Below are 13458 nucleotides of genomic sequence, written 5' to 3' on the forward strand. Positions count from 1 at the left end.
ATCAAATAAAGAAGACCCCAAACGATGTAAGGAGTGATAAAAACTATCTTTCGGTACTACGTCTTCACAGATGTAATCAGCATCATGAAAAGATTTCTGAGAAGACTTCTTGCCCATCATGAATTTTTGCCCCCATATATGTATTAAATTCAACCCTTTACTTAATTATATTATACCACATAGTTGCCTGCATTAACAGGGTTTATGGGAGTTATTATGATAAGAATTGTGACGATATTTGCCTGGAAATCATGGGGGGGTTTTTCAACACCCTCCTAGGAACGTTATACGAAAGCGAAAATCGAAAGGGTTTAAAATATGAAATTAGAGCCTATTTTAGGAAAAATCATTGAACTAACAAAAAACATTTATTTGAAGGAAATAGAAGATTATGCTTTAAAAGAGGATTTTTTAATTAGTCACAATGAGTTGAATTTGCCATTTGCCTCATTTCAATTTTGGTACACTAAAAGAGGAACAGAGATTTGTAGGGATATTGCAATAATGAGTACTAAATATGATTCTGGTTTGGATGGAGGCGATTTTGAAACTTATGAAAAAATCATTAGAGAATTTTTTAAGAAAAATGTATTTAATAAAGATCTATTTGATACAGATTTGTTAATTCCAATTCAAATAGAAAAGTTATTTGATGCGATAGTTTTACAAAATAGACCAAAAAAGTTTGCTAAAAAAGTATGGGATATTCTATATCAGCGATTATTAAATTCTTTAAAAAATTGGATTATTATTTATCCATTATCCAGAGTTTCTACCAAATCATTCAATCTAGATTATGATGGTGTTTCATTAGCTAATTCTTCTGACAGTGATTTTTGGAATCAATTTGAAAATAAGTATCCTGCGTTAGAGTTTTGGAATCCGGAAGAAGGAAAAAAAGCCCGAAGTGAAAAAAGTGTATTTTCTGATAATCCACCAGAAACTTGGCTATTATGTGAAGTTAAAGGTACGAAAAATGGTTCTAGAAATAAAGCAGGGAATTTAATGAAAAAGTTTTTAGCTGTATTATTATCATATATTTATATGAAAAATCCTAGTATTATTTATCAAAGTGCTGCAGAAGGATTTTCATATTCCTTACAAATATCTTCGGATGCGAAAAGTAGTTACCATTATTCTCATATAGAAGTTTTATTACATCCTTTAATTTCAGATATAGAGATTGATCAGCAAATTATTAATAATATAAATGAATGGTATAAAAGCTATTCATATGCTTCAAAAGAAAAATCTCATAGAGCAAATAAAGGTGCTCATTTTATCCAGTATGGTCTGTCTGCTGAAGATGAATTAGATAAATTTATTAATTTTTTTATTTCATTAGATGCCTTATTTGGAGAACGCGGAAAAGTAAAAAAAGGGATTATAGAAGGGGTATCAAATGAATACACGAATCAGGTAGAAAAACTTTACAAACTTCGATCCGAGCTAGTTCATGGAGGTTCTAGTTTTATTGAAGAATGGGATGGAATGATGAGTTATAGAGAGCATTTCAATTCAGAACCGTTATATGATGTAAGAAAAATAGCAATGCAAATGTTACGGGAATATTTTGTATAGATTTTCGCCTTCGTATAACATTGGGCTAGCGACATCTAAGCCATGGAAGTAAGCAACCGAGATGACTTATATCAGTAGAATATAGAATATTGTTTTTAAGAAAGAGACAAGCTGTATCGAAAGCAAGCTCAGAAGACGCGAACCCCAGGGACGTTATACGACATTGGTTAAGTGGGCCTTTTGAATGGATAATTTAGTTAAAGGTGTTTTGAGGTTTATCCCAGCCTTGACCACGAAGTGTGCATACCTCAAGATGAGGTCCTAATAATTGCTGCCTGGGTAGTTTGTCAATTAATTCTTGATGCCACAATCTCATTTTTTGCCACCTTTTTCAACTTATTTATAGCAAAACCTCCTTGGCACATATGCTTACAAATGAACAAAAAAGGCCACCCGCTAAGGTGGTAACTACTCGCTAATTCATAAGCAATATTGGCAAATATTTTCTTTAAGCTGTAGTGTAAGGACCTGGCCCGGAGATATAAAAGGATATTTTGAATGGTAAATGCGGACATTTGTCCTCCCCCTAAGCTGCTGGACATCGTAGCAGCTATAATATAGTATTAAGTCTAAGGGAGGACAAAAAACCATGGCAAAAACAAGCCAACAGAGAGTCGAAGTTAAAAATCGTGACAAACAGCTGAAATATATCCTGGAAAATGAATTTGAACTTTCACCACGCGAATCGGAATCAATCGTGAAGACTGCAAATGAGATATATGAACTGGAAAATTATGAACCCTCTCATCAGGCTGACAGAGGTAAAATAGTCAGGACAGTAATCTCCAAGGATGCAAAGCATGGCCCCAGATTAGAAGAACTTCCCAAAGTCAACGTTACGCTGACTAAAGACATCCAAAAAGAGGATAAAAACCTTTACCGCAAGGAAGGTAAAACCAGCCTCAGACAGTCCAAGATACTGCGTATGACCAATGAAGCCTTAGAGCAGGACGGATTACTTACCCAGGAGGATCTGGCGGATATCCTGGAAGTCTCAGTGAGAACTATAAGGCGCGATATAAAGAAGCTGGAAAAAAGAGATTTTGATGTTCCCACCAGGGGAGTTTATCAGGATATAGGGTCTGGTGTCTCCCATAAGACCAAAATAATAAAGCTTCATTTAGAATACCACACCTACTCAGAGATACAGAGAAAGACCAGACATTCATCTGCTGCCATCAAGCGATATATTACCAGTTTTGGCCGTGTCCTCCTTTCTTTAAAGAATGATCTATCTACAAAGCAGACAGCCCATATAGTTGGTATATCGGAAAAGCTGGTAAAAGAGTATACAGAAATATACCTCCAGTATAACACTGATGAGTATCAGGAAAGACTGGCCGATATAGTCAATTTAGCTGAGAGCAAAGCGGCAGTGAGAACTGCAGCAAAAAAGGGGGCTCTAAAATGACTAAGGGCCCGTTTTCTAACCTGGATAAAAGGACTTTCAAGCAGGCAGTAGTAGAACTTTTAGAGAACGAATATAAAATCTTGGGCAGTCATAAAGTACTTAAATTAATAGCAGAAGATATAGCTCAGTTAGACCATAAATACCATCACCGCAAAAAAGAGCAAGCTCTGGGCAGTTTAACCTGGGTCTCAACCTCCGATGAAAATGACAAACCAAGTTTGGGACAGAAATTAGAAGAATACAAACAGGAAGTAGTCAATTTGCCCTACATTACAGAAGAAGACATAGAGCTAAAACGCCAGAAGGTATCCAAAATAGAACATGATAAAATACGCATTGAGAGACTCGCCAAGGCTGCTAAAGAAAAAGGAGCTCTTTTAACTGTAGAGGAGCTGGCAGCCATCCTCAACCGCTCTACAGCAACCATATCCAAAAGAATCAAGGAGTATCACAAGGAAAATGATGATATCCTTCCTCTCAAGGGCTATATGCTCGATATGGGGCGAGGCACCACTCATAAAAGAAAGATACTTAAACTTTATGAGGAAGGTCTGCAGCCTCCTGATATAGCCCGTAAGACCAATCATTCGCAGCAGGCAGTTGATAGATACATCAAAGACTATGAAAGAGTGAAATTTCTTGTCAGAAGAGGTATTGAACCCGCGCAAATACAGCATATGACTGGCAGAGGTAAATCAGTAATTGAGCAGTATATTGAGATTATAGAGCATTATCATCCCGATCATGGCAATGATGAAGAAGAAAGTTAATTCGATCTTCATATTTTCATCAGGGGGTTAACCCCCTGATGAACCAGTCAACACCGTACAACCACGTCTAACCGCGGAACAGGGCGGACAAATGTCCTAAGTGTAAATTATTAAAATACTTCAATCAGCTAAAAATTGCACAAAATAAACATTACACGCGATTTACTTTCTTTAACTAATGTAAATTTCGGAGCAAAACAAAGTAAAAAAGCAAATTGGAGTAATTTAAAGTTTAGTTCTTTAAGTTATCGCCGGCTGAGAGATCACCCGTGAGTGAGATGTTAATCTTTTCTCTGGATATCTCAGCCGGCTTAATTGCTTTTTAATGGCTATAATCGGGAATATTTGGATGTGTAAATAAACTTTTAAAATATCACAACAGGAGGGCCATATACAGATATAATAAACGCTGGGTTATTGAGAAGAGTAAAAATCGGTGTAAACCAGAAGCAAAAATGAGGTTCCTCTATAATTTTCAGATTTTAAAAGTGCAAGGGTTTAAAAATTCATTAATTTTCTCGAACATCATTCAAGCTGCAACTCAAATTCAGGATCAATAAGTATTTCTAGCAATCTCATGTATAAATTTTCTCCATAAATAACATCTATCATATACTCTTCTTTGGTTTCTTTTATTCTTTTTTCAAGGTCTGAGCCCAACTCGTCTGCAAATGTAAACAATACCCCAGCATATACGTCGTACTTTGATAATGCTTCTTCTAACTGATTTATTCCAGTCGTATCATTGTCCACTCCTCCATGCTTTTTAACTTGAACAGCAATTTTGCTACTAAACCCACCAGCCAAATCATATTCAACAATAATATCTGCTCCATATTCTTTCGGACCAGCAGTATGAGTAATATTACTCTCATCATTGACATCATTCAACAAAATGTTTAAAACTAATTTTTCGGCTGTTCTATAATCAATACTTTCTTTAAGGAATTCTTTGAGATGAGGTAGTAGGCTTTGGCTAAAATTCTCAACAGACTCTTGAAATTCTTCTGGTTTCATAGCTTTTTCTTGAGAGATTTCTAGATCAGCAAGATTAATAATTTCTTCTTTGTATTTTTTTGTTCTTCTTATAGGATGTCTCTCTCTGTTGATATAATTTCTTAAGGGTGCTGAAACTTTCTCATTCTTTTTATTAAAAGAATTAATTTTTTCAACAGGCAGAATATGGCCCTGATCACCTTGGGACTCATCAAGTGAAAAATCATATTCTCCCTTTACTTCTACTATCGTAAAACTATCGCTGTCAGGTATATTTTTCACTAAAATCAGGTCTCCTGACTTTATATCTTGTAACATCCATTTGCAGCGATCCCAGGCTCTTTGAACTTTCCTATCTAATTTCTCTCCTTGTTGAATTCTCTCTTGTATTTTTCTCAAGTCAAGATCTTTTCGATAACCCCAACCCTGCCTTAATTTTCCTTCCTGAATTTCTCTTTGAAGGTAATCAATCTTGCTTTTATCAATATTCCAAATCCAACAATTCATTAATTTTCCCCCTTTATTTTTGGGTTTTATTAATACTTATTGTTACCCCAACCACGATTTCTGGCCTCTTCAATTAACTTTTCAGCCTTATCTAAAGAAGGTATGCGTGCTTGTCCTCGGGCCGCCTGGAGATTGCCATTTTCTTTGCGGTAGATAAATCTAAAACCTTCTTCAGGATTACCTTCATCATAAACATACAGTACTTCTTGGAGGCAAAGATCCCAACTACCTACATTCTCAAATATTTCGCTGCTTTTGACTTCATTAAGAACTTTTACTCGCGCCATAGTATTCACCCCTTTAGGTTTTTGCTATCATTAGTCATATTAGCCTTATGTGTCGCATGTGTCTAATGACGTTATAGAAAACAAAAATTATTTTGTCAAATGCAGTAACCATTAGATGTTAAATACAAAGGCAATATATAAGCAGTTATAGTAAAAATTGTTACTGATAAATTTAAAATCTATTATCTTCCCTGTTTTCCAAATTCCTCTCCCACCAGCCTCTCTATATCCTCCTCCGTCTGCCCATATCTATTTACCATCTCTTCCCTCCAGGCTTCCCAATCTATCTTACGCTCTCATTTTTCCAGGCGGTTTATTTAATTCAATGCGATATCTTCGTACTCTCCTGTTTCCTCCGATATATCGTGCATTTCCTCCAGCTTTTTCTACTTTAAGTCAATTAAATTTAAGCTCTCTAAAAAGTGAATACCACATTATAATACATGTTATAGTATGTTAAACACAAAACTCGAAATTCTGTCTTCATCTTCCATATTTACTTTTTTTCGGAGGCAAGGAAGAGGGGGCTATGAAGATTTCGTAGTGAAAAAAATTGCACTAGCAAATACCCGGGGAATAAAAATCATTGTGCCTTCCTTGTTGATGGCGTGTAATTCAAGGCAGGGCCGAAAAAGCACTGATAGATACTTGAGACGTTATTACCATTTATATAACAGCATTTAACGCGGATTATTTTTTGTAAACTGTTATGTAGCCCACCACTTGGAAATATATTTGAAGTAATTTCATATAAAAAATTTTCTAATAGGCATTTTTTGAATTTTTTAGAATATTATATTAGAAAAAGAAATTGAAGAGATTAAATAAATTTTCTTGAGGACCTGTGGGATAAAAACCCCCAGTTTTTTAATTTTTCTCCCCCAAAATTTCTCCGTTCAATTTTCGTGTATAATACCCGAATATACTTGATTTTTGTCTTCGAGTAGGATACCCTTAATATAGCAGTGAATAACACCCTATATTCCCTATTATAGGGTGATAAACACAAAACGGATGTTTTTACCATTATCTTCCATATTAACTTCATATCTCGTATTATTGGAAGCAAAAAAGCAGGAGGGACAAAACCGTGCCCAAAAGAAAAATACCTGATGTGTTATCTGAAAAAGAACAGCAGAAAATTTTAGGTGTTTTCAATGAAAGATATTTTTCCTCGCAGAGAAATAAGATGATGATTAAACTGATGCTGGATGCCGGTCTCAGGTTATCGGAAGCTATCAATCTCCCCTGGCAGGATGTAAATTTGCAGACGGGCGAGATTAAAATCAAGGAAAGCAAAAACGAAAAGGGAAGAATTGTCTGGCTGAATGAAGAGACTTTAGAAAAGCTTAAGAGCTGGCGGCGGAGGCAAAATGAAAAAGTGAAGGAAGAGGTGGATTTAGTTTTTACCACCAAAACGGCCAATCAATTAGGTCCCAGGAATGTAAGGTCGATGGTATATAATTATGCTGAAAAAGCGGGGACCACTGAGAAAGATATAAGCCCGCATACTTTCCGTCACACTTTTGCGACTGACCTTTACCGCAGAACCAAAAATTTGAGGCTGGTGCAGAAGGCCTTGGGGCATGCGGATATTTCCACAACTCAGATATACACTCATATAGTGGATGAAGAGATGGAGGAGGCTATGAAGAATTTTCGGGGTAAAGTAAGAGGTTAAAATATATCAAATACCGAAGCAATAAAGGTTATTTAAAGTTCTCCTGGTACTGGTGTTCCAATATTAAGATTAAAAAAAGCACTGATAGAACGAAGGAGAGATTATTACAGTTCATATATCGATAGTTAGCGGCAAATCTTTTCTGTAAACTGTGGTGTGGCACATTGTGGGAAGATATAAGGAAATAGTTTTTATATGAGCACTTAGCTTGCAGTGCCAGAAAGCAATTGTACAAAAATCCAAGGCTCAGCTTACCTGAGATGACAAAATCAATTTTACTGCTTCTACTCACAAAAAGTAAACTAAGCTCTGTAACCGTCAGGTTAATACTGATTTATGTGCTTGATTAAGTGAGTTGAAAAATAGAAAATATTTTCCTATAATGCATTTAGGGTATATGTATAAGGAGCCTAACCATTTCATAAATCACCTTAAAAAGGAGGGTTTAAAAAATGGATGAACTAAAGGGAAAATTTTATGACCTAACTGATCAAGAAAAGCTGGAATTTGCAGAAACAATTATGCCTGAAATTTGTGAACTTATAAAAAGTAATCCTGAGCAGATGCAGAAAATGATGTCTGCCTGTATGAATATGATGAGTGAAGGAGAAATGGATATGAGCCAGATGATGCAGATGATGGGTAATATGAATATGATGGGGGATAATAATTAATTCAATGCAATTATAATCTTTAATCTGGTTTAGCAGAAAGTTGAGAAGCCCCGGATTTTATTGGTTTTGCGATTATTTTTTAGATAATGGAGTGAAGACAGGAAAGGATTTAATTTGTCCAAACAATTCACTATAAATCGATCTACCCTGAATTACATCGAAAAATTCTTTAAATAGTTCTGAATCATAGGACATAAATTCTTTGAATATCTCTGAATTTTTATAAAAAATATTTGCAAGTTCAGCAGCACTTTTTAACTGAAAGTATAATTGATCTTCAATATGTTTTTGATATTGCAAAAGTGAATTTTTCTCTCCTGAAATAAATTTTATAATGGTATTTGCTGCTATTTCAGCACTGAAACAGGCATTATAAATACCTTCACCAACCAGGGGATCGGCAAGATATGCTGCATCCCCTATCAATAAAAATCTATTTCCCGCCATCTTTATATTTTTTAAACGGTTTCCGGCAAGCGGAATAGGATAACCTTTATAAAAAATATCATCTTTTGAATATGAAATTTTCTTCTGTCTTAGGTACGCAAATAACTGCTTTGTTAAATTTATATTACCGGTCCTATTTGTTCCAAGCCCAATAGAAAGCCTATTTTTCTTGGGAAATATCCAGACATACCCTCCTGGAATAAAACCTATATCTATTTCAATTCTATTATTTCTTTGATAATCTGTGTCATTTTTAAATAATTCCAGCTCTACAGCCATAATCATATTATTCTTTATATTTTCAGGATATAGATTTAGAATATTACCTGTTTTACTCCAGGCCCCATCTGCCCCTACCACTATCTTACCTTTATATGAATTTTCTTCTGTGAAGACTTCAACCATATTTTTTGAGATCTCAATATCAATTACTTTTTCCTTATCATAAAAATTTGCTCCTGCTTTACAGCTCTGTTTTAATAAAAAATCATCAAAATTTTTACGATTTACCAGTTTTATTCCCTGGCCCTGACAGCTAAAAGTATTGCACTCCTGTAAATTATAATTAAAAGTAAATTTGTTAATTGTATTTCTTACCACAGAATCCGGCAAATAAATTTTTTTGTTGTGCAATAATTCTAAAGTCTTTCCGGAAATTGCTCCTCCACAGGCTTTATATCTAGGCCAGGGTTCTTTTTCTAAAATTAATACTTCAATATCAGACTGCGCCAAATTGTATGCCAGCCAGATACCGGCCGGTCCACTTCCTATAATTATTACTTCAGAGTCCATTATTCTCACCACTTTTTTGTTTAGTGATTTGTCCATCCTGTTACACTTTTAGACCTAATTTTATCCTGCATTTTCTATACCCTTTTACAGGTCTGTCTGGAAGTTATTGTTTGCGACTTATTCTGCCAATTTTGAGATTTTCGTTTTAACTTATTGGCAATTTCAGGCTGGAAAATATCATCTGCTCCGGGATGAGTTGGCCTGGCTTCGGTAGTTGACACCATCTTCTGCAATTCTTCAGGTACATCGATAATGGGACAGGGCCGAAGCATATTATCGCTGAAAGGTATCCGTTTTTGATATTCTGTAAATAACGGATTTTTTAAGATTTCTTTCAGAGATTTGTTTTTAATATTGTCCACTGCAAAATGAACAAAAGCACAGGGTTCCACATCACCATTAGCATTAATGTGGAAATATCTATCTCCGCCCGCAATACAACCATTAGTAAGATGCCCATCATTCCAGAAATCAGCCAGAAAAATAGGATATCGCCAGCGCAGTTCGGAGCTTCTTTTCGCTAACTTTTTTCTTTGTTCAGCAGTCAACATTAGATCCAAATTTGGATCTTTTCCTATCGGAACATAGTGGAAAAGCCAGGTATATAATACCCCTCGATCTATCAGATCCTCAACGAATTTATCACTTTCCAGCAAAATATCACAATTATCTCTGGTCACCGTGATACTGCTGCCAAAAATTATCCCTCTTTCTTTGAGCAGTTTCATTGCTTTTTCAATTTTACCTGTGGTACCCTTACCCCGTCTTTGTTCAGTTTCACCCTCAAAACCTTCCAGACTTATACAGGGACTGATATTACCTGCCTTCAGGATTTTATCTGCCATATCTTCGTCAATCAAAGTTCCATTTGTATACATCATAAAAGCACAGTCATGGTGTTTCTCAAAAATATCAAATAAGTGGGGATAAACTGTAGGCTCTCCCCCTGAGAGAACAAAGAAGTGGATACCCAGTTCCTTTGCTTCTGTTATGATTCTATCAATTGTATCGAATTCTAAACTTTGAGAATTATCATATTTTCCCGCCCAGCAGCCTTCACAGTTTAAATTGCAGGCACTGGTAGGGTCCAATAAAATGGTGTAAGGAATATTGGCTCCAATTTCCTTTCCTTTTTCTTCCCGATAGGAGGTGCCCAGCAAAGTTTCCTGCACAATAAATAGATCAAGGAAATTTTCGCGGAAGGTTTGATCAAAATTTTCAAAACGTCTGGCATATTCAAAAATCACTGGTTTTTCTTCCAACAATTCTTCAAATTTTTCTAAAGCTTCAATATACATGTCATCTCTGGCTATTTTTTTAGCCCAATTGACCATTCTCGGCAGGTTATTTTCAGGATCTTCAAATCCATATTCCAAACCTTTTTGAACAAACTTTTCTACCGCTATTTTCTTGGCCAAACCAATTTTATTCAACATTACCTTCACCCCCCCTGAATATGAGGTGCATGGAACAAATTATGAGTTTTAAATACTCATATCCCCTGTTTTGCTAAGAAATTGCTCTGCTGCTGGTGATTTCTTTTGCCCACTCTTTGAAATTTTCCATCCTATTCTTTGTTTCAGAATATCCTTTTTCATAGAGATCTTTTATTTTTTGCCGGTCATTTTCTAATATATTGACCTTTACTTCATTTTGTGGCCTGAAAACAAAAACCCTATTATTTTCTTCCAGCTTTCTGACGAAATTTAAGCATTCATTATATATATTATGACGATTTTGCAATTTTTGCAGTAGACCAGGGAAATTTCTGTAAAATAACTTGAAAAGCGGCCTTATTTTAGCGGGTTTTTTATAATAATCTTCCTCTCTTGTCAGGACAAGAACATTATATTTGTAACCGTCTCGAATGGCTTTTTTAACAGGTATGGGAGCCGATATACCTCCATCAAGATAGAAATTATCCTCAATTTTTACCGGCGAACAAATTAAAGGTAGAGTACTGGAAGCCCTCAAAATTTTTTTAACAAAAAACTCAGGGCAATAATCTTTGTGCTCCATATAGACAGGGTTTCCACTTTCGCGGTCGGTTAATACCACCTTAAATTTTGCAGAGGAATTAGCAAAAGCTTCAAAGTCAAAAGGATCTATTTCAAAGGGAAGAACTTCATAGATAAAATCCATGCCAAAATAATTTCTTTTCTTTAACAGGTTCTTTAACCCCATAAATCTTTTTTTCTGAGAATAGTTCAAAAAAATCCTTTTACTTCTTTCCTTTTGTCCAGCCACAAAGTTAGCACCGTTATTTGCCCCGGCAGACACCCCAATGATATAAGGGAACATAATTTCTTCTTCCAAAAATAAGTCCAGCACTCCAGCAGTATAAGCACCTCTCATACCCCCGCCTTCTAAAACTAAACCGGTATTTACAAAAATCGAAACCCCCCCAACCTGGAAAGTGCAGCCGATAAATAATCTCGAGCTTATAAAAGGGAAAATATTCACTGAAAATGTTCAGCAGAGATACTTTGCAGGTGGCAAAACATGTTTTTCAATTTACTATTTTAACTCCTTATTTTCCTGGGTAATATTTGATTTTAATACAATATTATTATATTCGGTTTCAATCATATTATATTAAAATTTTGTCCTACTGTCAAAAATGCTATCTATATGGATTCCCCTGATTTAGAATTATCTGGTCTTTTCTCTGAAAAAATTTGCTGGAAGTTATGGGGTCAATATATTTTATTTTTTTATAGTAGGGTTATACCAGTAGTTTTTGAAAAATAACACGGCAGCCAGCCAGGAAAACAAGATTATCAGGAAAGCGACGATCGCAACTGTGGTAACTGAATGAAACAAAATATGGCCTATAAGGACATAGATTAATAACTTTGGAGCCATACCCAAAAGAGAAATAATAATATATTTCCAGTATTCAATGCCGGTGGAGCCCAACGTTATGCTGACCGGTTCTAATGGCAGGGGAAGCAATCTTATCAAAAAAACCAATTCTGGATTATCCCGGGGATTGAGGGCGAAGATTTCCTGAAGTTTGTCGCTTTTTTTAATAAATTTTTTGACAAAATCATACCCCAGTAAAAAACCGATGAAATAGGCCAGGGAAAAGTTGAGAAAGAGAGCCCCACAGATAGTCAAAAATGCCAGGGATGGAGACAGCAGCATTCCAAACAATGTATAAAGGACAGGACCGGGAAGGAAGAAAAAAACAGCTTTGATAACTAACAGCAGAAAAATAGTGGTGATACTTCGAAAATGATTCTCTGTTTCTAAAACAAATTCCTCTATATCAAGTTCTATCAAATCTCGTCCAAAAGAAAACAGGAGAGCAAGGATTATTAAAGCCAGCAGAATTTGATAGATATACTTTTTTTTCATAAAATTTCCTCTTTGTTAAGGTTTATGGGGTTCAATCACAAAAGAGGGTAATCTGAGCTAAATTCAGCTATCTATTCTGATATTATCTTTGTTCAATTATTATATTATTATATTGGAATATAATTGTCAAACTTTAGTGCAAGTTAAATTATAACGTGTGAGTTGGTTTAAGCGAGTTGAAAAAGAGAAAATATTTTCTTATAATGCATTTAAGGTATATGCATAAGGGAGTAAATTACAGATAGCAGCTTACTTTGAAAAGAAGGTGGTGGCAAAAAATTTAAAAAAGAGAAGGGAGGAATAATCTTATGACAGCAGATAAAACTGATGATGATAGTTATCTGGATACTTCGTACTGGAATGGCATGATCAAAATGAGTCTATCCCGTTTATTTATACTCAGATGCCTGTTTGAAGAGCCCATGCATGGTTATGCAATTACTAAAAGGATTTCGGAATTGACCAGCGGCTGCTGTGCCCCCACTGAAGGCAGCCTGTATCCTGCCCTTAATGAATTTCAGAAAAAAGGATATGTGACTTCTGAAAGCAGAACAGTTAACGGCAGAGAGCGCAAAACATACAAACTAACTGATAGAGGAGAGGAAGCTTACCGTACAGGCCTGGAAGCCTGGGAGGAAACCGCTGAAGCTCTTCTGGAAGCAAAAAAAGAGCTTGAATTATCAGGTTAATTTCCCGATAAAGTGAATATGGACTTTGCAGCTGACAGGAAAAGGAGGTAGTAATATATATAATGATCAATTCTCTACAATACAGTGTGGGATACTTCTTTAATCTGGCCCTTTATTTAGTCCCACTATTTATAGTAGCAACCTTTCTGGTCGGGCTGGTACGCGAATACCTGGATGAAGATAAAATTCGCCGCACATTATCAGGGCGCAGCACCTTTGTCAGCCATCTTCTGGCCAGTATTTTCGGGGCTATCACCCCTTTT

The 13458-nt window shown here is 35.6% G+C and carries 12 protein-coding genes and 2 pseudogenes; 7 read left to right on the forward strand and 7 right to left on the reverse strand.

What is annotated here, in order from left to right; all coding sequences use genetic code 11:
* The first annotated feature begins 318 nt into the window (after positions 1-318).
* Positions 319-1581 (forward strand): HEPN domain-containing protein, encoded by a 1263-nt coding sequence (locus BLT15_RS10815; RefSeq protein WP_089761619.1) that lies wholly within the window; start codon positions 319-321, stop codon positions 1579-1581.
* A gap of 196 nt (positions 1582-1777) precedes the next feature.
* Here BLT15_RS10815 and BLT15_RS10820 read toward each other — a convergent pair.
* A pseudogene (locus BLT15_RS10820) lies at positions 1778-1897 on the reverse strand (pyrimidine dimer DNA glycosylase/endonuclease V); the annotation flags it as partial.
* Between the two features lie 273 nt (positions 1898-2170).
* Here BLT15_RS10820 and BLT15_RS10830 point away from each other — a divergent pair.
* Together BLT15_RS10830 and BLT15_RS10835 are read left to right on the forward strand one after the other, a co-directional pair.
* Complete coding sequence (locus BLT15_RS10830) at positions 2171-2992, forward strand: DUF1670 domain-containing protein (protein ID WP_089761625.1); 822 nt, start codon at positions 2171-2173, stop codon at positions 2990-2992.
* A complete protein-coding gene (locus BLT15_RS10835; protein WP_089761627.1) occupies positions 2989-3762 on the forward strand; it encodes a DUF1670 domain-containing protein in 774 nt (257 codons plus the stop codon). Before BLT15_RS10830 ends, BLT15_RS10835 begins: the two co-directional genes overlap by 4 nt.
* Before the next feature lie 525 nt (positions 3763-4287).
* Here BLT15_RS10835 and BLT15_RS10840 read toward each other — a convergent pair.
* Positions 4288-5265 carry a restriction endonuclease gene (locus tag BLT15_RS10840; RefSeq protein WP_089761629.1) on the reverse strand — a complete coding sequence of 326 codons (978 nt, stop codon included), beginning with the start codon at positions 5263-5265 and terminating at the stop codon, positions 4288-4290.
* A 29-nt stretch (positions 5266-5294) separates the two neighbouring features.
* Positions 5295-5552 (reverse strand): hypothetical protein, encoded by a 258-nt coding sequence (locus BLT15_RS10845; RefSeq protein ID WP_089761632.1) that lies wholly within the window; start codon positions 5550-5552, stop codon positions 5295-5297.
* 1090 nt (positions 5553-6642) lie between these two features.
* On the opposite strand from BLT15_RS10845, the gene BLT15_RS10850 reads away from it, so the two are divergent.
* Both BLT15_RS10850 and BLT15_RS10855 read left to right on the forward strand, forming a co-directional pair.
* Complete coding sequence (locus BLT15_RS10850; protein ID WP_089761634.1) at positions 6643-7233, forward strand: tyrosine-type recombinase/integrase; 591 nt, start codon at positions 6643-6645, stop codon at positions 7231-7233.
* A gap of 452 nt (positions 7234-7685) precedes the next feature.
* Positions 7686-7907, forward strand: coding sequence for a hypothetical protein (locus BLT15_RS10855; protein WP_089761636.1), 222 nt, complete (start codon positions 7686-7688; stop codon positions 7905-7907).
* Between the two features lie 72 nt (positions 7908-7979).
* On the opposite strand, the gene BLT15_RS10860 is transcribed toward BLT15_RS10855, so the two are convergent.
* From BLT15_RS10860 to BLT15_RS10875, 4 genes are all read right to left on the reverse strand, one after another.
* Positions 7980-9146, reverse strand: coding sequence for an NAD(P)/FAD-dependent oxidoreductase (locus BLT15_RS10860; RefSeq protein ID WP_159429918.1), 1167 nt, complete (start codon positions 9144-9146; stop codon positions 7980-7982).
* A gap of 74 nt (positions 9147-9220) precedes the next feature.
* The gene (locus tag BLT15_RS10865; RefSeq protein ID WP_089761640.1) at positions 9221-10582 is read right to left on the reverse strand and encodes a radical SAM protein; all 1362 of its coding nucleotides are present in this window, start codon (positions 10580-10582) and stop codon (positions 9221-9223) included.
* Between the two features lie 73 nt (positions 10583-10655).
* Positions 10656-11609, reverse strand: coding sequence for a patatin-like phospholipase family protein (locus BLT15_RS10870; RefSeq protein ID WP_089761642.1), 954 nt, complete (start codon positions 11607-11609; stop codon positions 10656-10658).
* Positions 11610-11852: 243 nt separating this feature from the next.
* Entirely contained in the window at positions 11853-12506 is a 654-nt protein-coding gene (locus BLT15_RS10875; protein ID WP_089761644.1) for a TVP38/TMEM64 family protein, read from the reverse strand.
* A gap of 308 nt (positions 12507-12814) precedes the next feature.
* Between BLT15_RS10875 and BLT15_RS10880 the strand changes: the two genes are divergently transcribed.
* Positions 12815-13195, forward strand: a complete 381-nt coding sequence (locus BLT15_RS10880) for a PadR family transcriptional regulator (RefSeq protein WP_089761646.1) — start codon at positions 12815-12817, stop codon at positions 13193-13195.
* Positions 13196-13257: 62 nt separating this feature from the next.
* Positions 13258-13458: pseudogene (locus BLT15_RS10885) on the forward strand (permease); the annotation flags it as partial.

The organism is Halarsenatibacter silvermanii, assembly GCF_900103135.1.
In the GTDB taxonomy this organism is placed as follows: domain Bacteria; phylum Bacillota; class Halanaerobiia; order Halanaerobiales; family Halarsenatibacteraceae; genus Halarsenatibacter; species Halarsenatibacter silvermanii.